The sequence below is a fragment of the Streptomyces sp. NPDC029526 genome, assembly GCF_040637405.1.
In the GTDB taxonomy this organism is placed as follows: Bacteria; Actinomycetota; Actinomycetes; order Streptomycetales; family Streptomycetaceae; genus Streptomyces.
This window is the reverse complement of sequence record NZ_JBEZWE010000008.1, coordinates 146,316-169,194: the sequence shown is the minus strand read 5'-3', so window position 1 is coordinate 169,194 and position 22,879 is coordinate 146,316. Positions and strand designations below refer to the sequence as shown.

20 protein-coding genes are annotated in these 22,879 nt (G+C 74.3%); 10 read left to right on the top strand and 10 right to left on the bottom strand.

Features of this window, described 5'->3' with window-relative positions; translation table 11 throughout:
- Positions 1-57: 57 nt before the first annotated feature.
- Positions 58-1,206: a hypothetical protein gene (locus tag AB0F01_RS19575; RefSeq protein ID WP_362096997.1), complete on the bottom strand. Its 1,149-nt coding sequence runs from the start codon at positions 1,204-1,206 to the stop codon at positions 58-60.
- A 612-nt stretch (positions 1,207-1,818) separates the two neighbouring features.
- Between AB0F01_RS19575 and AB0F01_RS19570 the strand changes: the two genes are divergently transcribed.
- The 4 genes from AB0F01_RS19570 to AB0F01_RS19555 all read left to right on the top strand — a co-directional run bounded on the left by AB0F01_RS19570 (position 1,819) and on the right by AB0F01_RS19555 (position 4,026).
- Complete coding sequence (locus tag AB0F01_RS19570) at positions 1,819-2,223, top strand: hypothetical protein (protein ID WP_362096995.1); 405 nt, start codon at positions 1,819-1,821, stop codon at positions 2,221-2,223.
- Positions 2,220-3,005, top strand: coding sequence for a hypothetical protein (locus AB0F01_RS19565; RefSeq protein ID WP_362096993.1), 786 nt, complete (start codon positions 2,220-2,222; stop codon positions 3,003-3,005). Before AB0F01_RS19570 ends, AB0F01_RS19565 begins: the two co-directional genes overlap by 4 nt.
- Positions 3,006-3,043: 38 nt before the next feature.
- On the top strand, positions 3,044-3,562 hold the full coding sequence (locus AB0F01_RS19560; protein WP_362096992.1) for a roadblock/LC7 domain-containing protein: 519 nt from the start codon (positions 3,044-3,046) through the stop codon (positions 3,560-3,562).
- Between the two features lie 89 nt (positions 3,563-3,651).
- Entirely contained in the window at positions 3,652-4,026 is a 375-nt protein-coding gene (locus AB0F01_RS19555; RefSeq protein ID WP_192233413.1) for a hypothetical protein, read from the top strand.
- A gap of 226 nt (positions 4,027-4,252) precedes the next feature.
- Here the strand turns inward: AB0F01_RS19555 and AB0F01_RS19550 are convergent, their stop codons facing one another.
- Complete coding sequence (locus tag AB0F01_RS19550) at positions 4,253-5,458, bottom strand: globin domain-containing protein (RefSeq protein ID WP_362096990.1); 1,206 nt, start codon at positions 5,456-5,458, stop codon at positions 4,253-4,255.
- Positions 5,459-5,778: 320 nt separating this feature from the next.
- Entirely contained in the window at positions 5,779-6,162 is a 384-nt protein-coding gene (locus AB0F01_RS19545) for an STAS domain-containing protein (RefSeq protein WP_362096987.1), read from the bottom strand.
- Between the two features lie 541 nt (positions 6,163-6,703).
- Here AB0F01_RS19545 and AB0F01_RS19540 point away from each other — a divergent pair.
- The 4 genes from AB0F01_RS19540 to AB0F01_RS19525 all read left to right on the top strand — a co-directional run bounded on the left by AB0F01_RS19540 (position 6,704) and on the right by AB0F01_RS19525 (position 13,022).
- Entirely contained in the window at positions 6,704-7,390 is a 687-nt protein-coding gene (locus AB0F01_RS19540; protein ID WP_362096984.1) for a pyridoxamine 5'-phosphate oxidase family protein, read from the top strand.
- A 523-nt stretch (positions 7,391-7,913) separates the two neighbouring features.
- Positions 7,914-8,663: a response regulator transcription factor gene (locus AB0F01_RS19535; RefSeq protein WP_362096981.1), complete on the top strand. Its 750-nt coding sequence runs from the start codon at positions 7,914-7,916 to the stop codon at positions 8,661-8,663.
- Positions 8,664-8,769: 106 nt separating this feature from the next.
- Positions 8,770-10,494 carry a GAF domain-containing protein gene (locus AB0F01_RS19530; RefSeq protein ID WP_362096978.1) on the top strand — a complete coding sequence of 575 codons (1,725 nt, stop codon included), beginning with the start codon at positions 8,770-8,772 and terminating at the stop codon, positions 10,492-10,494.
- A 155-nt stretch (positions 10,495-10,649) separates the two neighbouring features.
- On the top strand, positions 10,650-13,022 hold the full coding sequence (locus tag AB0F01_RS19525) for a glycosyl hydrolase family 65 protein (protein WP_362096975.1): 2,373 nt from the start codon (positions 10,650-10,652) through the stop codon (positions 13,020-13,022).
- Between the two features lie 33 nt (positions 13,023-13,055).
- On the opposite strand, the gene AB0F01_RS19520 is transcribed toward AB0F01_RS19525, so the two are convergent.
- From AB0F01_RS19520 to AB0F01_RS19495, 6 genes are all read right to left on the bottom strand, one after another.
- Complete coding sequence (locus tag AB0F01_RS19520; protein ID WP_362096972.1) at positions 13,056-13,553, bottom strand: lamin tail domain-containing protein; 498 nt, start codon at positions 13,551-13,553, stop codon at positions 13,056-13,058.
- Positions 13,554-13,684: 131 nt separating this feature from the next.
- Positions 13,685-15,049: an FAD-dependent oxidoreductase gene (locus AB0F01_RS19515; protein WP_362096969.1), complete on the bottom strand. Its 1,365-nt coding sequence runs from the start codon at positions 15,047-15,049 to the stop codon at positions 13,685-13,687.
- 124 nt (positions 15,050-15,173) lie between these two features.
- A complete protein-coding gene (locus tag AB0F01_RS19510) occupies positions 15,174-17,918 on the bottom strand; it encodes a SpoIIE family protein phosphatase (protein ID WP_362096966.1) in 2,745 nt (914 codons plus the stop codon).
- Positions 17,919-18,217: 299 nt separating this feature from the next.
- Positions 18,218-18,412, bottom strand: coding sequence for a hypothetical protein (locus AB0F01_RS19505; RefSeq protein ID WP_362096964.1), 195 nt, complete (start codon positions 18,410-18,412; stop codon positions 18,218-18,220).
- A gap of 518 nt (positions 18,413-18,930) precedes the next feature.
- Entirely contained in the window at positions 18,931-19,476 is a 546-nt protein-coding gene (locus AB0F01_RS19500; RefSeq protein WP_362096962.1) for a hypothetical protein, read from the bottom strand.
- A 29-nt stretch (positions 19,477-19,505) separates the two neighbouring features.
- A complete protein-coding gene (locus AB0F01_RS19495; protein WP_362096961.1) occupies positions 19,506-19,931 on the bottom strand; it encodes an ATP-binding protein in 426 nt (141 codons plus the stop codon).
- A gap of 338 nt (positions 19,932-20,269) precedes the next feature.
- Between AB0F01_RS19495 and AB0F01_RS19490 the strand changes: the two genes are divergently transcribed.
- Together AB0F01_RS19490 and AB0F01_RS19485 are read left to right on the top strand one after the other, a co-directional pair.
- Positions 20,270-20,500 carry a DUF397 domain-containing protein gene (locus AB0F01_RS19490; protein WP_362096958.1) on the top strand — a complete coding sequence of 77 codons (231 nt, stop codon included), beginning with the start codon at positions 20,270-20,272 and terminating at the stop codon, positions 20,498-20,500.
- Positions 20,501-20,654: 154 nt separating this feature from the next.
- A complete protein-coding gene (locus AB0F01_RS19485; RefSeq protein WP_362096955.1) occupies positions 20,655-21,575 on the top strand; it encodes a helix-turn-helix transcriptional regulator in 921 nt (306 codons plus the stop codon).
- A gap of 441 nt (positions 21,576-22,016) precedes the next feature.
- Here AB0F01_RS19485 and AB0F01_RS19480 read toward each other — a convergent pair whose 3' ends face one another.
- On the bottom strand, positions 22,017-22,838 hold the full coding sequence (locus AB0F01_RS19480) for an SAM-dependent methyltransferase (RefSeq protein ID WP_362096952.1): 822 nt from the start codon (positions 22,836-22,838) through the stop codon (positions 22,017-22,019).
- Positions 22,839-22,879: the final 41 nt, after the last annotated feature.

The window sequence follows — 22,879 nt, the reverse complement described above, 5'->3', positions numbered from 1 at the left end:
CGGACCACGCGGAGGGTTCGGCCCGGACCGCGCGGAGGGTCCGGGCCGGAACGCGGGTCAGGAGCCGGACGAGGCCGACGGGCCGTCCGGCTCACGGGCCGCCCCGGAACGGCGGAGCCCGGCCGTCGGCTTGAAGCGGTCCAGGGTGCGCGTGAGCTGACGCAGCGGGGACGCCGGAACGGAGGAACCGGACGGCTGTCCGCCGCCCGGGAGGCCACCGGCCGACTCCCGGTAGGCGGCCAGCGCCTCGTGCGCCCGCTCGGCCGCCTCGCGGTAGAGGTCCCGTGACGCTGTCATGGCCTCCAGCGCCTCGGCGTACATCGCCACCAGCGCCCGCTGCCGCGCCAGTTCCTCCTCCACGGACAGCAGGTGCCAGTCCTCGCGCAGCGCGGTCAGGGCGCCCTCCGCCGCCTCCGGCACCGGCCGGGGCAGCGCCGCGTAGTCCCGGACCGCCCCGGTCAGCTCGACGGGTTCCGTCCCGTCCAGGAAGACCGCCCGGACCGAGAACGCGGCGGCGTCGTAGCCCTCGGGCGCCGGCCGGCCGGGCAGGACCAGCGCGCCGCCGCGCGGCACCTCGACGCCGCTCTCGCGCAGCGCCCAGTTGACCACCCGCAGCTGGTGCGGGGCCGCCCGGTGCTCCACCACCAGGGGCCGCAGTGCCGGCGGCAGCCAGTGCGCGAGGGGCACCCGGCCCCGCTCGTCCGTGGTCATGGCCTCGTGCACGAGGACGTGGATGCGCGTGCTGCCGCGCGCGCAGTCGCGCAGCAGCCGTCGTACGGCCTTGTCGTCCTCGGGCAGCTGATGCGGGATGCCCGGCCGCAACCCCGTGACCGGGTCCGCGGCCCAGGCAGGATCCGGCTCCTGGGGCCAGAACATGCCGGTCGGAGCGGGCCAGGCGGGATCCCAGGGCCGGCCGTCGGCCTCGGCGACGAGGGTCCAGTCCCGGCCGTCCCCGGTGGCGGGCGCCAGCTCGAGCCGGGCCCGCACCACGACTCCGTCGGCGACCCGGGTGCGAGCCTCGAAGACCAGGTCCGGCGCCTCACCGTCGTCCGGTGGGAGCTCCAGGTAGTCGTCGATGTCCCGGCTGTCCTTGCGGGCGCGCAGGGTGGCGCGCAGGTCGTCTGCCGGGGCGGTCCCCGGGTGGCGGCCGCGCATCAGCCAGACCGTCGGGGGGACCGTGGCGCGGACGGTGGTGGAGGTCGGCATGGGTCCTGGGGGGGAAGGGGGCGAATGGTCCTGCCAGTATCGCCGTCGCCGGCATGCGGACGGCACACGGGTCCACCGGACGGTGGACCCGACCTGCGGGTACCCGCACCGCGGACCCGCATGTGCAGGGGCGTGCGCGGTGCTTCGCGCGCGGGGTGTGCGCGCCGCGCACGCGGAGACTCGCCGCACACGTGGCCGCGGTTCCGGCCCCTCGCCACAATGGGGTGCCGCGGGCAGGGCCGGCCCACCATCCGCATCGGGGAAGACCCTGCCCGCACACGGCACCCGTCCCGGACGGCGCTCTGCGGCGCCGGTCCCCGGGGCCCCTGCCCGGCACGGGCCTGGACCGGGCCTTGCGTCGGTCCCTGGGCCTGGCACGTGCCGTGGACGGCCGCCCACGGCCACCGGCCCCGGTCCGGCCACCCCCCGACGCCCTTGCCCGAGGGCCCGTTCGGGCCGTGGGCGGGCGCGAGGGGCGCGGACCCTACCAAAGCCGGGACACCCGTGTCGCATATTCCCCCGGAAAACGCCAAAGCCCCCACCTCGGTCGAGCACACACCGTAGCGTCGACGTCACGTTCGCGGTACAGCCGTGCGAGGAGGGGGATCCGGCGTGCCCGGAATAGACGAGAGCCTGCTGGAAGCCATGCGACTGCCCGGTGCCCGAGGGGCCCTGGTGGTCGACTGGATCAGCGGGCTCGCCCTGGGGGCGGTGGGCGACGCGCCGGGTGACGACCCCGAGGCGACGGCCGCCGAGACCGCCGAACTCGCCCGCCTGGCCATGGAGAGCGGCACGCTCGCCCCGGGCGACACGAGCGTCCTGGCCCCGGCTGGCGAGGAACCGCCCGTCCAGGACCTGATCCTCACCACGGCGGACGCCTACCACCTGCTGAGATTCGTCATCACCACCTTCGACAGCACGGTGTTCCTGTACCTGTGGCTCGACCGCGGGGACGGCAACCTGGCCCTGGCCCGTATCCGGCTGGCCGAGATGGCGGACCGCCTGGTGCTCGGATGACCACGACGACAGCCCGCGCGGACGGATCCGCCCCGGAACTCCTCGGCAGCCTCGCCGCCGACCGCGCCACCGGCGCCCTCACCACCCGGTACGGGGTGGTCTACCTGTCGTCCGGACACGTCGTCCACGTCGAGTCCGGGTACAGCCCCGACCTCGGCGACCTGCTCACCCGCAGCGGCGCGGTCAGCCCGGACGGCTGGTGGGAGGCGGTGGAGCACGCCGGGGCCGGCCACCGGGTCGGCCGGCGGCTCATCGACAGCGGCCGTCTCACCACCGGTGCGCTCGAACTGTTCCACCTGGGCGCCCTGTTCGACGCCGCGTACTTCGCGCTCGCCCCCGACGGCGCCGCCCCCCGCTTCCGGCCCGGCGTCGTCCACTGGTTCGGCGCGGTCCGCCCCGTACCGGTGGACGCCGTGCTGCGCGAATCGCTGCGCCGCCGCGACCTGCTGCACCGGATCTGGCCCGACCCGGCCGTCGACGTCGTCCCGCTCTCCCGCGTGGCCGCCGCCGACCCGGCCGACCTGCCGCCCCGCCGCGGCCGGACCCTCGCGCTGGTCGACGGCGCCCGCACCGCCGCACAGATCGCCTCGGCCCTCGCCTGCCGCACCTTCCACACCCTGGTCGAACTGCGCCGGCTGGCCGCCGACGGCCTGGTCACCCCCGCTCCGCCCCCTCCCGTCACCGACGTCCCCCAGGGGCCGGGCGACCCCCGCGGCGGGGCGTGGGACGAGCCCGACACAGCGCTGCTGCGACGGCTCCTGGACGCCTTGGAGGCACTGTGATCCGCGCGCGCCGTCAGCGTGCCGAAAGGAGACTGCTCATGGCCGTCGAGACCGACGTGCTGGACGAACTGCGTCGGCTCCGCACCCGGATACCCCGGCTGACCGGATCACTCGCGGCCACCGTCGACGGGCTGGTCCTCGCCCAGGACGTCCCGGACACCGAGCCGGAGGGCCTGGCCGCCCTGACCGCCGCCGCCCTCGGCGTCGCCTACCGCATGACGGACGCCGCCGACCGCGGGGAGTTCCGCGAACTCCTCGTGCGCGGCGCCCAGGGTTACGTCGCCACCTACGCGGCCGGCACCACCGCCGTCCTGACCCTTCTCGCCGACGACCGGGTCAACGTGGGTCGGCTCCACCTGGAGGGCCGGCGCAGCGGCGCCCGGATCGCCGACCTGGTCGACGCCCGGATCGGCCCCGGCGGCGGGCGGCACGCCGAACGCCCGGTCACCGGCGGGCACTCGGCACCGCCCCCGGACCCGGCCCGCCGCATCGGCACCCTGCCGGTGCGCACCCCGCAACGGCCCCCGCACCAGCCCCGCCCGCACCCGGGCGGCTGATCCACCGGACACCCCTCGCGCGCCGGACGCCGCGGCACCGCCCGACGGCCGGCCCGAACCACCGATCACCATCGAAAGGAACAACCCCCATGGCCAACACCGAGACCGCGCTGAAGGAATGCCTCGCCTCGATCGACGGCGCGACGGCCGCCGCGCTCGTCGACTACACCAGCGGCATGGCCCTCGGCACCCTGGGCGGCGGCAAGGACTTCAACCTGGAGGTCGCCGCCGCGGGCAACACCGACGTGGTGCGCTCCAAGCTGCGCACCATGGAGCACCTCGGCCTGAACGACGAGATCGAGGACATCCTGATCACCCTCAGCAGCCAGTACCACCTGATCCGCCTGCTCAAGGGACGCGGCGGCAACGGCCTGTTCCTGTACCTGGTCCTGGACGCCGGCCGGGCCAACCTCGCCATGGCGCGCCACCAGTTGCGCCGCCTGGAGGCCGAACTGGAGGTCTGAACAACACCGTCGACCCGCACCGGCCCGGCCCGGCGGACCACGCGCCACGACGTGAACCGCCGGGCCCGCCCGTGCCCGGCACGCCGTTCCGCCGTGCCCGGCACGCCGTTCCGCCGTGCCCGGCACGCCGTTCCGCGCCGGGTGTCCGCCGCCGACGGCCGTCGAGACCGCGGGTCGGGGCCCGCCGCCGGCCGCCTCGGCGACGGGGCCCGTGGACGGCCGCCGGTCAGGCCGTCGCCGACGGCAGCCAGAGGTCGGGTCCGAACACCTCGTAGTGCACGTTGCGGGCCGGCACCCCCGCCGCCAGGACCTGGGCGCGCACCGCCCGCATGAAGGGCAGCGGCCCGCACAGGTACACCGTGGCGTCCGCCGGTACACCGATGTCCGTGAGGTCCATCAGCCCCGTGCGCGCGCCGGGCTCCTCGGCGCCCGGCCGCTCGTACCAGAACACCGCCTCCGCGTCCGGCAGCCGCTCCACCGTCGCGCGCACCTCGGCCCGCAGGGCGTGCTCGTCGGGCGAGACGTCCGCGTGCAGGACCAGCACCCGGCGCGGCGATTGCAGCGCGTCGAGCCGCGCCAGCATGCCCGCCATCGGGGTGCAGCCGATGCCCGCCGAGATCAGCACCACGGGTGTGTCCGCCTCGTCCAGCGACACGTCGCCGAACGGGGCGGACAGGACGAGCTCGTCGCCCGTGCCGACCTGGTCGAACAGCAGGTGGGAGACCTCGCCGTCGGGGGCGCCGTCCTCGCCCGCCACCCGCTTCACCGTGATCCGGCGCAGCGAGTCGCCGGGGTCCGAGGACAGGCTGTACTGGCGCAGCTGGCACACCCCGTCGGGCATCCGCACCCGGACGCTCACGTACTGGCCGGCCCGGGCCGGCGGAAGGGGCCCGCCGTCGGCCGGGCGCAGCAGGAAGGACACCACGTCCGCCGTCTCCTCGTGGCGCTCGACGACCGTCCACGGCCGCCACACCTCGCCCGGGGCCACACCCGCCTCATGGTAGAGCCGCGCCTCCCGCGCGATCAGCGCCCCGGCCATCAGCCAGTACACCTCGTCCCACGCGGCGGCCACGTCCGGGGTCACGGCGTCACCGAGTACCTCCGCGATCGCGCCGAACAGGTACTTGTGGACGATCGTGTACTGGTCGTCGGTGATGCCGACGGCGGCGTGCTTGTGGGCGATCCGGGCCAGCAGCGCGTCGGGCCGGGTGTCCGGCTCGGCGAGCAGGGCCTGGGCGAACCCGGCTATGGACCCCGCCAGCGCCCTGCGCTGGGCGCCGCTGGCCTGGTTGCCCCGGTTGAACAGTCCGTCGAGCAGCTCCGGACGGTCCCGGAACATCGCGCCGTAGAAGCGCGTGGTGATCTCGTCGAGTGCACCGGCCACGGCGGGCAGGGTGGCCCGCACCGTTGCGGCGGATTCTTCGGACAGCATGAGGTCTCCCAACGACGGGGCGGAGAAGGCGGGTTGGCGTCGGAGTCGGGGCTCCCTCGCCACCTTCTGTATAGCAATCCGATCATCGGATGTGCGTGGGTCCGGGGCCGCTGAACGGCACCTCGGGCCCACCGGCCCGCAGGAAGGGGACCTTCGGCCCCCACGACCGCCGGAGGACGGGGGCCGTTCGGCGCGGACCGGGGGACCGGGCGGCCGGGCCGCGCGCGGCGGTGCCCGTGCGGCTGCCGACGGTGCCGTACCGCGACGGGCCACCCGGCGGGGCGGCCGGCTCCGTCACGACGAGCCGCGCGCCGAGCGGCTCACGACCACCCGGCGCCGACCGACCGGCCCGGGGTGAGCGCACGGGGGAGCCCGGGCAGCAGGTCGAAGACACCGCCCAGCCGGGTGTGGTGCAGCAGCCTCCGGAAGCCGGGGCTCGGCGAGACCAGCCGCAGCCTGCCCTGGCGGATCCGTACGCGGTTGCGGGCACGGCAGAGCACGCCCAGCGCCGAGCAGTCGATGAAGGACACGGCCCGCAGGTCCACCACCACGTCGGGCGACGGGCCGGAGGTCAGCGCGTCCAGGCGCGCCGCGAGAGCCGGTGCCGTGAGCAGGTCGAGCTCACCGTGCGGGGCGACGATCACCGTGCCGGCGACGGTGCGCTCCCTCAGCCGCACGCCGGGCCTGCCAGAGAAGTCGGACATGCCGGGAGCCAACACTCCCGCACCCCGCGAGGGGTAGGGCCGTACGGCCCCGGAGCGAGGGCCGGAGGCCACCGCCGTCCCCGCCCCCTGGCCTACGCGACCTTCCTGTCAGCCCGCCTGTGCCGCCGTTCCGCCTGCGCGGCCCTCCCGGCAGCCCGCCTGTGTCACCGTCCCGGCCGCCCGCGCCACCGTTCCTCGCCGGCCGCCCACGGCGCCGTTCCAGCCCACCCGCCTACGCCCCTGTCCCGATCGCCCGCCCGCCACCGCTCCCCGCCGCCGACCGCGCCGCCGCCCCCTCCCCGTCGCACCGGCCGGGGACGGCGGGCCCGAGCGGAATCCGCCGGAACGGGACAAGCTGGGTACGACGGCCCGTGCGGTCACCACCGCCGAGCACGGCAGCGGCCGTGCCGCTCCCGCGGCCGCACCGCGGGCCGCCCCGGGATCCGGCGCCCCGGCCCGGACCCCGCCCGCGCGCACCACCCGAGCGCACCACCAGCCGGACGGCGCGGGAGACCGCGCCAGAGGGAAGGAAGTGACAGCCATGGCCGCACAGGCCCCGCCGCCCTCCCAGGACGGCGCCCAGAACGGCGCCCCGGTCGGCGACCTGGGACGCCGACTGGCCCGCCGCCGCACGGAACTCGGCCTCACCCGCGAGGAGACGGCGGCCCGTGCCGGCCTGGCCCCCAGCTACCTCGCCCACCTGGAGGAGCACGCCGGAGCCTCACCCAACACCGGCGTCCTGCTCCGCCTGGCCGGGGTCCTGGAGACCACTCTGAACGGGCTCTCCGGGGGCGACACCGACCTGCCGCCGGGTACCGGCCGGGCGGCTCCGCACGCCGAGTTCACCGTGCTGGGCCAGGAGGAGTCCCGCGCGCTGCTGGGCACCCACGGTGTCGGCCGCCTCGCCGTCCCCACCGACGAGGGGCCCGTCATCGTCCCCGTGAACTACGACGTCGTCGACGACTCCGTGGTCTTCCGCACCGCGCCCGGCACCACTCCCGCCCGGGCCGTGGGACACCGGGTGGCCTTCGAGGTGGACCGCATCGACGACGCGCTGAGCCAGGGCTGGAGCGTCCAGGTGCGCGGCGACGCGGTGGCCGTCACGGCGCCCGCGGAGACCGAGCGGCTGAGCGAGGCGGCCCACACCGAGCCCTGGGCGGGCGGACGGCGCGACCTGTGGGTGCGGATCGAGCCGTTCGAGATCACCGGACGCCGCATCAGCGTCTGACCGGCCGGTGCCGTACGGCGGCGTCGCGGACGGCGCGCGGGGTCTTCGCCTGCGGCCCGGTCGGGCAGGGGCCGGCCGCAGGGGACGGGAGGGTGCCGGCCCGGTCGGGCGGGGGCCGCCCGCAGGGGACGGAGGGGCCCCGGCCCCGTCGCGCTGAGGCTCGCCGGGTGGCTCGGGCAGGGGGGCGCTGTCCCGGACCGGACGGACGCGAAGGAGCGGCACCGCGGGGGATCGGTGCCGCTCCGCCTTCGAGGATGCCCGGTGGGCCGGGTGCCGTCCAGGGGCCGGGTGGCCCGGCGCCGGGGGCCGACCGGCCCGGGTGCCGGGCGCCCGGTCCGGAGCCGGAGGAAGGCGTCCCGCGCACGTCCGGACCCGGCACGGAACAGGAGAGGGCCGTCCGGCCCTGGCCGTCCGGCCCCGCAGGGACGATGATCGCTCTGGGACGACAGACGCAGCAGGAGCCGCCGGTGACCGCCGGAGCGCGACCGGCGGACCCAGTCGCACGGCAGACGAGGAGCAGCAGATGACGGTCGGCGAGCAGCCGGGAAGCGTGCAGCCGGGATCCGAGCAGCCGCGAACCGAGCAGCCCGGAACCGAGCAGCCCGGAGCGGAGCAGCCGATCCGGGTCTTCCTCCTGGACGACCACGAGGTGGTCCGGCGGGGAGTCCACGACCTGCTGAACGACGAACCCGACATCACCGTGGTCGGCGAGGCCGCCACGGTCGAGCAGGCGCTGGTGCGGGTGCCCGCGCTGCGCCCCCGGGTCGCGGTGCTGGACGTGCGTCTGCCGGACGGCGACGGGGTGAGCGTGTGCCGCGAGCTGCGGTCCCGGATGCCCGACCTGGCGTGCCTGATGCTGACCTCCTTCGACGACGAGGAGGCACTGCTGGACTCGATCATGGCGGGCGCCTCCGGCTACGTGCTGAAGCAGATCCAGGGCTCGGACCTGGTCCAGGCGGTGCGGACGGTGGCCGCGGGGCAGTCGCTGCTCGACCCGAGCGCCACCACCCGGCTGATGGCCCGTCTGCGCCAGGAGCAGCAGCCGCCGGAGGAGGAGGCGCTGCCCGGCCTGACCGAGCGGGAGCGGGAGATCCTCGCGCTGATCGGCGAGGGACTCACCAACCGTCAGATCGGTCAGCGGTTGTACCTCGCCGAGAAGACGGTCAAGAACCACATCTCCCGGCTGCTGGCCAAGCTGGGCGTCGAGCGCCGCATCCAGGCCGCGGTGATCGCCACCCAGGCCCAGGACCGGGCGCGCCGCCCGGAACGCTGACCCGGAGCGGTGCGGCAACCGGCGCGACGCCCGCGGACCGTGCCCGATACCGTTGCTGCTGTCGGCCGCCGCGCACCGCCGGCCGCGGAGGACGGGAGGTCCACGGGTGGGAAGCGCCGAGCGGGACGGGGACGCCCGGGTACGGCTGCCGCAGCTGAGGCTGGACGAGCTGCTGGAGGAGCTGCAGGGGCGCATCGACGCCGCCCGGGGGACCCGGGACCGGGTGCACAGCCTGCTGGAGGCCGTGCTCTCGGTCGGCCGCGAGCTGGACCTGGAACAGGTCCTGCACAGCATCGTCGACGCGGCCGCGGCCCTGGTCGACGCGGAGTACGCCGCGCTGGGCGTGATCGGTCCCGACGGCACGCGGCTGTCGGCGTTCCACACCGTCGGGATCGACGAGGAGACGATCCGGCGCATCGGGGCCTACCCCGAGGGGCACGGCATCCTGGGCGAGCTGATCCGGCACCCCGAGCCGCTGCGGCTCACCAAGCTCTCCGAGCACCCCGCCTCCTACGGGTTCCCCGCCCACCACCCGCCGATGAACTCCTTCCTCGGGGTTCCGATCCGGGTGCGCGACCAGATCTTCGGCAACCTGTACCTCACGGAGAAGCGCGGGGGCGCGCAGTTCGACGAGGAGGACGAGTCGGTCCTCGCCACCCTCGCCGTCGCCGCGGGCGTCGCCATCGACAACGCCCGGCTGTACGAGGAGTCCCGGCTGCGCGAACGCTGGCTGCAGGCGAACGCCGAGCTCACCCACGGGCTGATGGCCGGGATGGGGCGCGGCGAGGCGCTGGCCCTGATCGCCGAACGCGCCCGGGAGATCACCGGTGCGGCCCTCGCCGAGGTCGCCGTGCCGATGGCCGACACCGGCTCGCTGACGGTGGAGCTGGCCATCGGGCAGGAGGCGGACGCGCACCGCGGACTGGTGGTGCCGGTCGACGACAGCCTGCTGGGGCGGGCCTTCACCGGCACCGCCCCCGTCACCAGCCCCGACGTCTCGTGCGACGAGCGGGTCTCGTCGGGTCCGCCCCGGTTCGCGGGCCTCGGCCCGGCGGTGGCGGTGCCGGTCGGCTCCGGTGACGGGGTGCGCGCCGTGCTGCTGCTGGTGCGCGCCACCGGGCAGGGCGAGTTCTCGCAGAAGGAGATCGAACCGCTGCGGGGGTTCGCCGCCCAGGCGGCGGTGGCGATGGAGCTGGCCGAACGCCGTGAGGACGCCGAGCAGATCGCCGTCCTGGAGGACCGCGACCGCATCGCCCGGGACCTGCACGACCTCGCCATCCAGCGTCTGTTCGCCACCGGCATGACGCTGCAGAGCGCCGGCCGCTTCATCGAGCACCAGGGCGCCTCGGAGCGGGTGGCCCGCGCCGTCGACGACCTGGACGAGACCATCAAGATCATCCGGTCCACGATCTTCGGCCTCCGGGCCCGCGACGGTGGGACCGGCAGCGGGCTGCGGGCCCGCGTGGTGCGCGTGGCCGGCGAGGCGGCACCGGTGCTCGGCTTCGCGCCCAGCGTGCGCATGGAGGGCCTGGTCGACACCCACGTCACGAAGGAGACCGCCGACCACGTGGTGGCCGTCCTGTCGGAGTCGCTGACCAACGTCGCCCGGCACGCACGGGCCGGCCGTGTCCAGGTGAGCCTGGAGACCGACGGCCGAGAGGTGCGGCTGACGGTGGCCGACGACGGGGTGGGCCTGCCGGAGGGCGGCCGCCGCAGCGGACTGCGCAACATCGCCGAGCGTGCCGAGCAGCTCGGCGGCACCCTGGAGACCACCACCTCCGCGGGCGGCGGCACCACGCTGGTGTGGTGCGTCCCGGTGACGGAGCACTGAGACCGGACGCCCGCGGGCCGCTGCCGTCGCGCGTCGGGCGGCCCTCCGCCCGGAGGGGGCCGGGTCCAGGTGTGCCGGGTGCCGCCCGGGGGTACTTGGGTGCGCACCGTCCACCGGGAGCGACCCGGCGGGCCGCTGCCGGGAGGAGCGTCGAGGTGACGGGCTGGACCTGGGAGTACGAGGGCTACGACCCCGCCGACGAGCGGCTGCGGGAATCACTGTGCACGCTGGGCAACGGCCGTTTCGCCACCCGGGGCGCGCTGCCGGAGTGCCCGGCCGACGACGTCCACTACCCGGGAACGTACGCGGCGGGCTGCTACGACCGGCTCACCTCCGAGGTGGCCGGGATGCAGGTCGAGAACGAGGACATGGTCAACCTCCCGAACTGGCTGCCCGTGCGCTTCCGCCTGCCCGGCGGCGACTGGCTGACCCCCGGGACCGCGACGGTGCTCGACCACCGCCAGATCCTCCATCTGGCCTCCGGACTGCTGGAGCGGCAGACCCGCTACGACCTCGGCGACGGCCGGTCCCTGCGGGTGCGCCAGGAACGGCTGGTGCACATGGCCGATCCGTGTCTGGCCGCGCTGCGCACCGAGTTCACGCCCGAACGGTACGACGGCCCGCTCGAGGTGGAGGCCGCTCTCGACGGCGGGGTGACCAACGCCGGGGTGCCCCGCTACCGGGAGCTGGACGGGCGGCACCTGACGCACGTGCACACCGGCACCGCCGACAAGGACACGGCCTGGCTGCGCTGCCGCACCCGCACCTCCGACATCCGCGTCGCCCTCGCCTCCCGGCTGCTGTGCGAGACACCGCTCGCCGACCCGGAGGCGGAGGGCCCGCGCGCGGTGCAGCGGACCGTCCTCGACCTGGCCGACGGCCTGACCACGCGCGTCGACAAGGTCGTCGCCCTGCACACCTCCCGCGACCCGGCGATCAGTGACCCGCTGCACGCCGCCGTGGACCGGGTGGGCCGGGTGGCGGACTTCGACGATCTGGTGGAGTCGCACCGCACCGCCTGGGGCCAGCTGTGGCGCCGGGGCGAGCTGGACGTGCCCGGCGAGGCGGGCGGCATCCTGCGGCTGCACCTGTTCCACGTGCTGCAGACCCTCTCCCCGCACACCGCCGACCTGGACGTCGGCGTGCCGGCCCGCGGGCTGCACGGCGAGGCGTACCGGGGGCACGTCTTCTGGGACGAGCTGTTCGTCCTGCCGTACCTCAACCTGCACTTCCCCGAGGTCTCCCGCGCCCTGCTGCACTACCGGCACCGGCGCCTGGAGCGGGCCCGCACCGCCGCCCGGGACGCGGGGCACAGCGGGGCGATGTACCCCTGGCAGAGCGGCAGCGACGGCCGGGAGGAGTCACAGACCCTCCACCTCAACCCGCGCTCGGGGCGCTGGGTCCCCGACCACACCCGTCTGCAGCACCACGTCGGCTCGGCGATCGCGTACAACGTCTGGCAGTACTGCGCCACCACGGACGACGCCGAGTTCCTGCACACCAGGGGCGCCGAGATGCTGCTGCAGATCTCCCGCTTCTGGGCCGGCGCGGCGACCTACGACCGGGACCTCGGCCGGCACCGCATCAGGGGCGTGGTCGGGCCCGACGAGTACCACGACGCCTACCCCGGCGCGGACCGGCCCGGTCTGGACGACAACGCGTACACCAACGTCACCGCCGCCTGGGTGCTCGGCCGCACGCTCGACGTGCTGCGCGACCTGCCCGAGCCCCGGCGGCGCGAGCTCGACGAGCGGACGGGGCTGGACGCGGCCGAGCTGGAGCGGTGGGAGGAGATCTCCCGCACCCTGTACGTGCCGTACCACGAGGGCGTCATCAGCCAGTTCGCCGGCTACGAGGAGCTGGCCGAGCTGGACTGGGAGGGCTACCGCGGGCGCTACGGGGACATCCGGCGCCTGGACCGGATCCTGGAGGCCGAGGGCGACAGCGTCAACCGCTACCGGGCGTCGAAGCAGGCGGACGTGCTGATGCTCGGCTACCTGTTCTCCCCGGCCGAACTGCGGGAGTTGTTCCGCCGTCTGGGCCACGACCTCGACGAGCACGTCTGGCGGCGCACCGTCGACCACTACCTGCACCGCACCAGCCACGGGTCCACCCTCAGCGGGCTGGTCCACGGCTGGCTGCTGGCCCGGGACCGCCGGGAGGAGGCCTGGGCGTTCTGCCAGGAGGCGCTGCGCGGTGACGTCGCCGACCTCCAGGGCGGCACCACCGGGGAGGGCATCCACCTCGGCGCCATGGCCGGCACCCTCGACCTGGTGCAGCGCGGGCTGCCCGGTCTGGAGACCCGGGACGGTGCCCTGTGCCTCGACCCGGTGCCGTTGCCCCAGCTGTCGTCCTACGGCTTCACCCTGCGCTACCGGGGCCACTGGGGCGTCCGCATCCGGCTGGAGCGGGGCGCGGTGGAGATCTCCGTGCCCGCCTCGGGGCCCGGACCGGTCGAGGTACGGCTGCCGGACGGCACGGCCCGCCTCCGACCGGGGGAGACGGGCCGCCTTCCGCTCAGCGAGTGACCGGCCGGTGCGGACCGGCCGGCCGGCGGTCGGTCACTTGTGGAACGTGATGTACCCGTTGCCGTCGCGGTCCGAGCCCCGCTTGGTGTACTTGTGCACGTCGGCGCGGCTGCCCGACGGCTTGATCAGGTAGATCGTGTCCTTGTCGTTGTTCCAGAGGAAGTTGCAGTTGTCGCGGTAGACGACGTTCTTCTTGTCGGAGTCCGCGCCGTGCCCGCCGCGCAGCTTCACGTAGTCGCCGGGCTCCAGGTAGTGGTTGGCGGTGAAGGTGAACCGGTTCCCGGCGGCGTCCTTGACGACGTACCCCCGGAGGTTCACCTTCTTGGACTTCGAGTAGTTCTTGACCGTCAGGTACTCCTGGTGGGTGTTGCCCCCGGAGCACTTGTTCGAGTCGCGCCCCGGCGCGTCGTACTGGACGCCGCGCACCTTGAGCGCGGAGGAGTACTCGGCGGCCTGGGCCGGCGCGGCCGTGAGTGCGGCCAGCGCGCCCGCGGCGACGGTGGCCGCGACGGCGGCAGTGCGTATACGCATGGATGGATCCCCCCTCCATGCCCCTCATGTGAGGGACATGTGGTCTTTCGGTGAAGGTGGATCGTACACAACCGCCGTCGCGCACACGCCGAAAAGGCCGATCATCCGATCGGCCTGTCCGGGTGCGTGGTTCAGGCGCCGCTCTCCCGCAGCATGTCCTCACGCTCGACGATCTTGACGCGGGCCCGTCCCTGGGGCTCGCCCAGCGCCTTCTCCGCCGCGTCCAGCCGGTACCAGCCGTCCCAGGTGGTGTAGCGGACGCCGCGCTCGGCCAGGAACGCGTCCACGGCCTCCGGGGCGGGCGTCTCGGGGGTCAGCAGACGCCCGTTCGCGTAGTCGTCCAGCAGGTTCGCGACGGTCTCGTTGGCGTCGCCCTTGGTGTGCCCGATCAGGCCCATCGGGCCGCGCCGGATCCAGCCGGTGACGTACGTGGACGGCAGGTGCTCGCCGTTCTCCTGCACCACCCGCCCGCCGCGGTCCGGCACGGTGCCGGAGTCGATGTCCCAGGGCAGCTTGGGCAGTTGGTCGGACAGGTAGCCCACCGCGCGGTACACGGCGCCGACGTCCCACGTCTTGAACGTCCCCGTGCCCCTGACGTTCCCGGTGCCGTCCAGCTCGGTGCGCTCGGTGCGCAGGCCGACGACCCTGCCGTCCTCGCCGAGGATCTCCACCGGCGACTCGAAGAAGTGCAGGTACAGCTTGTGCGGGCGGTCGCCGGTGTCCCGGATCGCCCAGTTCTCCAGCGTCTTGGCGACCATGTCGGCCTGCTTGTTGCCGCGCCGGGTGGCGATGGAGCCGTCGTCGTAGTCGATGTCCTCGGGGTCGACGATCACCTCGATGCTGGGGGAGTGGTCCAGCTCCCGCAGCTCCATCGGGCTGAACTTCGCCTGCGCCGGGCCCCGGCGGCCGAACACGTGGATCTCCACGGCCTTGTTGGCCTTCAGGCCGTCGTACACGTTGGCCGGGATCTCCGTCGGCAGCAGCTCGTCCGCGGTCTTGGCGAGGATGCGCGCGACGTCCAGGGCCACGTTGCCGACGCCGAGCACCGCGACCTTCTCCGCCTCCAGGGGCCAGGTGCGCGGCACGTCGGGGTGGCCGTCGTACCAGGAGACGAAGTCGGCGGCGCCGTAGGAGCCGTCCAGGTCGATGCCCGGCAGCGGCAGCGCGCGGTCGGCCGTGGCACCGGTGGCGAAGATGACGCCGTCGTAGAACGAGCGCAGGTCGTCGAGGTGGAGGTCCGAGCCGTAGTCGACGTTGCCGAACAGGCGGATCTGCGGCTTGTCCAGCACCTGGTGCAGGGCGGTGATGATGCCCTTGATCCTCGGGTGGTCCGGGGCGACGCCGTAGCGGATGAGCCCGAAGGGCGCCGGCATGCGCTCGAAGATGTCGATGGACACCCCGGGGTCGGCGGCGACGTCGGACTTGAGCAGGGCGTCGGCGGCGTAGATCCCGGCGGGGCCGGATCCGACGACGGCTACCCGCAGGGGGCGGGGCATGTCAGGTTCCCTTCGAGCGAGGTCAGGCGTCTCCCGGGAAGCCTAAACTAAGGCAAGCCTAAGTCGGTACCGGGGTCCCGTCTATGCCCTCATAAGCTCACCTTATGGCATCTCTGGAGCTGCCTTATGATCCCGGAATCGTCTGCTCCGCCCAGATGACCTTCCCCGCGGGCAGATACCGGGTGCCCCAGCGTTCGGACAGCTGCGCCACCAGGAACAGCCCCCGCCCGCCCTCGTCGGTCATCGTCGCGTACCGCAGGTGCGGAGAGGTGCTGCTGCTGTCGAACACCTCACAGATCAGGTGCCGGTCGCGCAGCATCCGCACCTGGATCGGATCCCCGCCGTACCGCATCGCGTTCGTCACCAGCTCACTGAGGATCAGCTCCGTGGTGAACGTCAGCTCCTCCAGCCCCCACTCGGCCAGCTTCCGGGTCACCGCGGCCCGCACCTCGGCCACGGCCGCCGGATCGGACGGCACCGGCCACTCGGCGATCCGGTCCGCGCCGAGCGCCCGCGTACGGGCCACGATCAGCGCGATGTCGTCCCCGGCCTTCACCGGGCGCCGGGCCTCCAGCACCGCCCGGCAGGTCTCCTCCGGCGACGTGCCCGCCCCCTCCAGCGCCTTCCGCAGCTCCTCCAGCCCCACGTCGATGTCGTGCCGCCGGTCCTCCACGAGCCCGTCCGTGTACAGCACCAGCCGACTGCCCTCGGCCAGCTCCAGGTCCGCCGTCTCGAACGGCAGGCCCCCGAGGCCCAGCGGCGGACCGGCCGGCACGTCCGGGTACTCCACGGTGCCGTCCGGGTGGACCAGCGCCGGCGGCGGATGGCCCGCCCGCGCCACGGTGCACCGCCGGGTGACCGGGTCGTAGACCGCGTACAGGCAGGTCGCCCCCGTCACCGGGGCGCTGTGCTCGTCCTCCGTCTCGTCCTGGTCGATCCGGGCGACCAGTTCGTCCAGCAGGGACACCAGCTCCTCGGGCGGCAGGTCCAGCGCCGAGAAGTTGTGCACCGCGGTCCGCAGCCGCCCCATCGTGGCGGCCGCGTGCAGCCCGTGCCCGACCACGTCGCCGACCACCAGCGCCACCCGGGAGCCCGACAGGGGCAGCACGTCGAACCAGTCCCCGCCCACCCCGGCCTGCGCCGGCAGGTAGCGGTAGGCGATGTCGAGCGCCGTCTGCTCCGGCAGGGTGCGGGGCAGCAGGCTCCGCTGCAGCGTCACCGCCATGCCGTGCTCCCGGGTGTACCGGCGGGCGTTGTCGATGGACACCGCCGCCCGGGCCACCAGCTCCTCACCCAGCGCCAGCTCGTCCTCGTCGAACGGCTCGGGCTTCTCCGAGCGCCAGAAACTGACGACCCCCAGGACCAGGGACCCGGCCCGCAGCGGCACCGTGATCAGCGAGTGGATGCCGAAGTCCACCACCTGCCCCGACCGCTCGAAGTCCTGCGCCCGCCAGCCCGGCGCGTCACCGAGACGGGGCTCCAGGACCGGCCGCCCGGTGGTGAGACTGCGACCCTGCGGCGAGGACGGGACGTACCGGATCGTGTGGTTCAGCGGATACAGCGGCGCGTCCTCGCCGATCCCGGCCCGTGCCGTCCGGCGCAGCGAGGCCGAGGCGTCCGGCTGCCCGCCGTCCAGCACCGGCTCGAACAGGTCCACCGTCGTGTAGTCCGCGAACCGCGGCACGGCCAGCTCCGTCAGCTCCTCCGCGGTCCGCGTCACGTCCAGGCTCGTGCCGATGCCGACCCCGGCGTCGTACAGCATGTCGAGCCGCTCCCGGGCGTCCTCCGCCCGGCCGGACAGCGCCCGCAGCTCGGTGGAGTCGCGGACCGTGGCGACGCTGCCCGGCGGCCCTCCGGCCCGGTCCGTGGGCCGCTGGTTCACCGCCAGCAGCCGGTCGCCCACCAGGTGCACCTCGTCGGTGACGACCCGCCCCGAGGACAACAGCTCGGCCGTGCCCGGGTCCAGGCCCAGGTCGAGGACCTGCCTGCCCTCGGCGTCGTCCGGGAGCCGCAGCAGCCGGTGCGCCTCGTCGTTGGCCAGCATGAGCATGCCGTCCCCGCTGACGATGACGACGCCCTCCCGCACGGCGTGCAGCACCGCGTCGTGGTGTTCGTACATCCGGGTCATCTCGTACGGGCCCAGGCCGTGCGTCTGGCGCAGCAGCCGCCGGCTCACCAGGGCAGCCCCGCCGGTCGCCAGGACCAGCGCGACGGCGGCCGCGCTCAGCACGAGCGGCAGCTGGTTGTCGGCCGCACCCCCCACGTTCTCGGTGGTGATCCCGGCCGAGACGAGCCCCACGACCGTCCCGTCACCGTCCTCGACCGGCACCACCGCCTGCACCAGCCGGCCGATCGTGCCGTCGACCTCCTCCACCACCGGCTCCCCGGCCAGCGCGGGGGCGACGGTGCCGACGAACCGCTTGCCGATGCGGTCCGGCTTGGGGTGCGTGTAGCGGATGCCGTCGACGTTCATGACGACCACGAAGTCGACGTCGGAAGCCTCCCGCGCCGCCTCGGCCCGCGGCTGGAGCACGGCCGTGGGATCGGGGGCCTCCAGGGCCTCGACCATGCCCGGCGCGTGGGCGAACGTCTCGGCGACCGCCAGGGACCGGTTGCGGGCCTCCTGCGTGCTGTCCTTGCGCACCTGGAGCACCAGGGCGACCACGGCCGCCACGACCAGCAGCAGCACGATCACCAGATGCAGCACGAACACCTGTCCGGCGACGCTGCGCCCGCTCAGCACCGACCGCAGGGCCGCCGCCGGATGGCCTCGCGAGCGGTCGCCCTCCTCCCGCCGCTGCCGTACGGACGCGACGGCGCCGGGCCGAAGCGACGGCCGGGCCTCGGAGCGACCCCTGAGTCGGACCATGTGCCGAGTGTAACTACCGGCCAATGTGGCGCGTCTTCGCCCAACGCGTCTTCGCCCAAGGAGAGGAGCGGTGGGACGGCGTCCTCTGCTCCCGCGCGGTGGATTCCGCAACCGGAACGGACGGGCGGGCTCGGTGGAGGTGCTCCGGCGGCGGTCCGGGCGAGGCAGGCCCGTGGTGGTGACCGCGGCGACCCGCGGGACAGCCGCGGTCACCACCACGGCGTGCCCGGCGCAGCGCATGACCACGGTCCGGTCCCGCCCGTGCCGTGGACGCCCCGTCACCGCGTCGGCCGGGACGCTCAGGGCAGCAGGGGCCGCCCCTGTTGTGCGGCCCCGATGTGCTCGCGCCTCAGCGACCGGGCGCCGTGCTCGGCGACGAAGGCGCGCACGCGGCCGAGGGGCGAGTCGGGAGGGGGCGGCTCCTCGCTCAGGGTGCCGCCGAGGATGATCGCGCCGAACGCGGCGCCGACGTCCTGCGGGTCGTTCATGTTCATGCGGACACCGTAGAACCAGGGTGAGACAGTCAGGCAGTCGCATGCGGGGAGCGACGGGGCATCAGCGCGGACGGGCGGGGTGGCCGCAGGGACGGGCGGGGTGGCCTCCGGGGCAGGCGGGGTGGCCGCCGGGAGAGGCGGGCTGGCCGCAGGGACGGACGGCAGCGGATCCGTCGGTACGAGGGCGGAGGGGGAGCGCGTTCCACCCGGGTCCCCGAGCCGGAGCCGGGGATCGCGTGCCGCGGTGCCTCCCGCGTGCCGGCCCGCCGGCGGCGGAGGGGCGCCACCCGGGTCCGGACGCTCCGTCCCCTTCCTCTTGCGTCGCAGGCCCGCTTCCTCTGCGTCGCAGGGCCGCGCGCGCCACGGGGCCCCTGCGTGTCATAAGGCCACGAGTGTCACAGGACCGCGCGCGGTCACCCCCTGTGACCGCGCGCGGCCCCTCCACGGCGCGCGGACCGTCCCCCGGCCATCCGCGCGCGGTCTCGCCCGGGCCGTCGCACAGGACGGCACCCGGTGTGTCAGTCACCCAGGGAGCGGGCCAGTTCGCTGGTCGCGCGGGCGATCTCGGTGTCCTGCTCGGCCATCAGGCGGCCGAGGTCGGCGCGCCGGGCGCGGACCGCCTGCCGCGCGGCCCGCTCCCACACCACCGGGTTCTCGCGGCGGTTGAGCAGCTTCGGGTACGCGGCGGCGGTGCACTCCCACTGCCGGGCGTCGGCGATGGACTTGAGGAGCTGGATGATCTGCGGTCGGCAGCTGACGTGCGGCAGCTGGGCCAGCTCCCAGAGGAAGGGGACCGTGGCGGCGGTGGCCTGCTCCACCACGAACCCGTACTGGCAGATGCGTTTCCGGAGATCCTCCAGCGCGGACCGGGCGGTCTCGGCGTCCCCCCAGGCGATGCCGTTGAGCAGCAGGGGGATGGCCGCCGCGGAGCCGGTGGAGTCCTGGATGTCGGCCCACGGCACCCGGGACAGGCCGGTCAGGGGTGTCGTGCGGACCACTCCGCTGGGGGGAGTGCGGCGCACGGGGCGCTCGCTGCTCGGGTGTTCCGTCGAAGCGCTGCGCATGGCGTCGGTGCCTTTCCGCGGCAGTCGTGTCAATGAGGGGGGCGGGTGGACAGTCGGGCCCACACCGTCTTGCCCGCCGGGGGAGTGGGGGACCAGCCCCACGCCTCGGACAGGGCGTCGACGATGCACAGGCCCCGGCCGTGCTCCAGCAGGGAGCCGCCGGGTCTGTGGACGGGCGGACGGTCGTCGGTGTCGGAGACGGTGAGCAGCACGTGGGCGGGGCCCAGCCGGAGGCCGAGCCGCACCTCGGGTCCGCCCGCGCACCGTGGTGCCGCGTGGGTCGCGGCATTGGCCGTGAGTTCGGTGACCACGAGGGTCACGTCGTCGCTGTGGTGCCCCAGGCGCCAGGCGTCCAGGGTGCGGCGGGTGAAGGACCGGGCGCGGGCGAACCCCTCCCGGTCGCACTCGACGCGCAGCGCCACGAGGGCCGGTGTGATGCCGGCGGGATGCGGCACCGGGCGCGCCGGGGGTGGTACCGCGGTGGGCGGGCCGGCGGTGAGCACGGTGGCTGGGCCGGAGCCACTCGCCTGAGCTCCCACTCCGGTCGGCGGCCGGAGTACGTGTTGCGCAGGTGATGACACGGCATCTCTCCCGATGCGACGTCAGAAACGGTGCGCCAACAAGGGGGTTGACGCCGCAGCTATTATCCACGCTGACAGCGCTCGCGTGCAATTGCACGAGAAATTGCGCGAGATTTTTCGGGAGGGGCGAGTGCGGCCGACAGTGCTCGGCTCTCCCGGGGTACGGCCGGGCCTCGTGCGCGGCGGGACACGTGAACAGCAAGGAGACTGCGGTGCCAGGAGTGCGGAACGGAGTGCGGGCCAGCCAGCTGGACGCCCGCTGGATCAAGAGCCGACACAGCAACGCCGAGGGCAACTGCGTCGAAGTGGCGCCCCTGCTCGACGGAGATGTCGCCCTGCGCAACTCCCGTGACCCCGACGGGCCCGCCCTCGTGTACACGGCGGCGGAGCTGGCCGCGTTCCTGGCCGGGGCGAAGGACGGGGAGTTCGACCACCTCGTCTGAGCCCGCCGCGCCGGCGCCGGTCCGAGCGGCCGGCGCCGGTCATCCGGAGCCCAACTCCCCACTTCCCAGCGGGTTCTGGTCGGTCCCGTGCGCCGGACCGGGTCGAGGTGCGATAGTGTGAATCGCCCTTGTGCCGGTCTGTCTGGGAGCCAGGATGTCCGCCGCGTCGCCGCGTATCTCCCGTCTGGAGCCATATCTGGACCGGCCCGAGCCGGCGCCGACCTTGCTGAAGATGCTGGTCGGGGTGCAGCTCGCGGGTTTCCGTGAGGACGCCGGGCTGGCCCAGGAACAGGCCGCCCGAGCCGCCGGTTTCAGTGCCGCCAAGCTGTCCCGCATCGAGTCCGGCAAGGCCCGCCGCCCGCCGACCGAAGCCGATGTGCGGACCCTGCTGAAGCTCTACGGCACCGACGACTACGAGGCGTCCGTCCTGCTCAAACTGTTGCGGCGGGCCGGTGAACCGGGCTGGTGGCAGCGGTACGACAAGCGGCTGATGCCGGAGTGGTTCGACCGGCTCGTGGGGCTGCAGGAGGCCGCCGCGACCATCCGTACCTTCGAGATCCAGTACGTCCCCGGCCTGCTCCAGACCGCGGACTACACGCGCGCCGTGGTGCAGCGGGGCCTGCCCCACGCACCCGCCGGCGAAGTCCGACGTCGCGTCGAACTGCGCATGCGCCGCGCCGAGTTGCTGCTCCGGGACGGCGCTCCCCAGCTCTGGGCGATCATCGACGAGTCGGTGCTGCTGCGCGTCCTGGGCAGCGCCGAGGTGATGCGGGAGCAGCTCCAGCATCTGGTGACGATGGCCGAGCGGCCCAACGTGACGGTGCAGATCGTCCCGCTGAGCGTGACCAACGCGTCGGCCCCCGCCATCCCCGTGACCTACCTCCGGTTCGGCGGTCTCGACCTGCCGGACGTCGTCTACCTGGAGCACATCCGCAGCGCCAACTTCCTGGAGGACCGCGACGAGACGGAGGAGTACCGGATCGCGCTGGACCGTCTCGCCGACGAGGCGCTCAAGCCCCGCGACTCCCTGGAACTGCTGCGCAGCACGGTGGCCGGACGCTACCCCGGCCCGTAGGATCCCGGCCGGGTGCCCGCCGCCACCGGTCCGAAGGTTCCCGACACCGTGTGCGCGGGGCCACCGCACGGCCCCGCGGCCCCTGCGCACCTGGCCGCGTGCCGCCCGGTGCCCTCCGCGCATCCGGCCCCGACGGGCCGAGACGCTCCCGGCCCCGACGGGCCGGCTCCCTCGTGCGCCCGGCTTCAACGCCCGTCGTACGCCCGCCCGTCAGGGCCGTCCGAAGCCCTGTGTGCGCCCGCCGGCAACGGACCGGCATGCTTCCGTGCCTCCACCGCCCGGCGCCCGTCGTGCCCCCGGCCCTCAGGGTCGATGTTCTGCGTGCGCCCGGCCTCAACGCCCTTCCGGCGCCCGGCTCTTACCACCCGACGCCCTGTGTGCGGCCTCCCGGAGGCCGCACACAGGGCGTCGTCGTCGGGTCCCCGGGGGGCTCGGCCCGGGTCAGAGCGGGAGCCGGCCCACGCCGCCGAACTCGATCCACTCCTCCGTCAGCTGACGGGGTGCCACCTCCGTGTCCGGGCGCCAGGTGGAGACCTCCACCAGCCCCGGCTCCAGGATCTCCAGCCCCTCGAAGTAGCTGTGGACATCCTTCGGCTCGCGCACCCGTCCCCAGTTGCCCTGCGTCGCCTGGTCCATGAAGTTCGTGACGTACTCACGGACCTCGTGGTCCTCGCTCACCAGCTGGCACATCACCATGAAGCTGCCCGGTGCGAGCCGTTCGCGCACCCGGCGGGCCAGCGCGAGCGGGCCGTCGGTGTCGCTGTCCGGGATGCAGTGGAACGTCGAGTTGAACAGCACGCACACCGGCTCGGAGAAGTCGATCAGGCGCTGGGTCTCCGGGTGGCCGAAGATGCCGTCGGTGTCGCGCATGTCGGCCTGGAGGACCACCGTGCGCTCGTCCTGCTCCAGCAGGGCGCGGCCGTGGACCAGCACCATCGGGTCGTTGTCGACGTACACCACGTGGGTGGTGGGGTCGATGCGCTGCGCGACCTGGTGGACGTTCTCCTGGGTGGGCAGGCCGGAACCGTGGTCCAGGTACTGCCGGATGCCGTACTCCTGCGTGAGGGTGCGCACGACCCGCTGGAGGAAGCGGCGGTTGTTCAGGGCGAGGCGGCGCGTGCTCGGCACCACCTTGTCGAGTTCCTCCGTCGCGGCCCGGTCGGCCGCGTAGTTGTCCTTGCCGCCCAGATAGTAGTCGTACATGCGTGCGGCCGTCGGCACGGTTGCGTCGATCTCGGTGGACAGCTGCTTGCCGGATTGCATCGTTCCCCCTGCGGAGTACCGCGCCAACTGGGCTGACTGGA

Excerpts from the sequence above, each read along its gene's own strand:
- AB0F01_RS19575 (WP_362096997.1), bottom strand. The coding sequence starts at position 1,206 with ATGCCGACCTCCACCACCGTCCGCGCCACGGTCCCCCCGACGGTCTGG.
- AB0F01_RS19565 (WP_362096993.1), top strand. The coding sequence starts at position 2,220 with ATGACCACGACGACAGCCCGCGCGGACGGATCCGCCCCGGAACTCCTC.
- AB0F01_RS19560 (WP_362096992.1), top strand. The coding sequence starts at position 3,044 with ATGGCCGTCGAGACCGACGTGCTGGACGAACTGCGTCGGCTCCGCACC.
- AB0F01_RS19555 (WP_192233413.1), top strand. The coding sequence starts at position 3,652 with ATGGCCAACACCGAGACCGCGCTGAAGGAATGCCTCGCCTCGATCGAC.
- AB0F01_RS19550 (WP_362096990.1), bottom strand. The coding sequence starts at position 5,458 with ATGCTGTCCGAAGAATCCGCCGCAACGGTGCGGGCCACCCTGCCCGCC.
- AB0F01_RS19545 (WP_362096987.1), bottom strand. The coding sequence starts at position 6,162 with ATGTCCGACTTCTCTGGCAGGCCCGGCGTGCGGCTGAGGGAGCGCACC.
- AB0F01_RS19540 (WP_362096984.1), top strand. The coding sequence starts at position 6,704 with ATGGCCGCACAGGCCCCGCCGCCCTCCCAGGACGGCGCCCAGAACGGC.
- AB0F01_RS19535 (WP_362096981.1), top strand. The coding sequence starts at position 7,914 with ATGACGGTCGGCGAGCAGCCGGGAAGCGTGCAGCCGGGATCCGAGCAG.
- AB0F01_RS19520 (WP_362096972.1), bottom strand. The coding sequence starts at position 13,553 with ATGCGTATACGCACTGCCGCCGTCGCGGCCACCGTCGCCGCGGGCGCG.
- AB0F01_RS19515 (WP_362096969.1), bottom strand. The coding sequence starts at position 15,049 with ATGCCCCGCCCCCTGCGGGTAGCCGTCGTCGGATCCGGCCCCGCCGGG.
- AB0F01_RS19510 (WP_362096966.1), bottom strand. The coding sequence starts at position 17,918 with ATGGTCCGACTCAGGGGTCGCTCCGAGGCCCGGCCGTCGCTTCGGCCC.
- AB0F01_RS19505 (WP_362096964.1), bottom strand. The coding sequence starts at position 18,412 with ATGAACATGAACGACCCGCAGGACGTCGGCGCCGCGTTCGGCGCGATC.
- AB0F01_RS19500 (WP_362096962.1), bottom strand. The coding sequence starts at position 19,476 with ATGCGCAGCGCTTCGACGGAACACCCGAGCAGCGAGCGCCCCGTGCGC.
- AB0F01_RS19485 (WP_362096955.1), top strand. The coding sequence starts at position 20,655 with ATGTCCGCCGCGTCGCCGCGTATCTCCCGTCTGGAGCCATATCTGGAC.
- AB0F01_RS19480 (WP_362096952.1), bottom strand. The coding sequence starts at position 22,838 with ATGCAATCCGGCAAGCAGCTGTCCACCGAGATCGACGCAACCGTGCCG.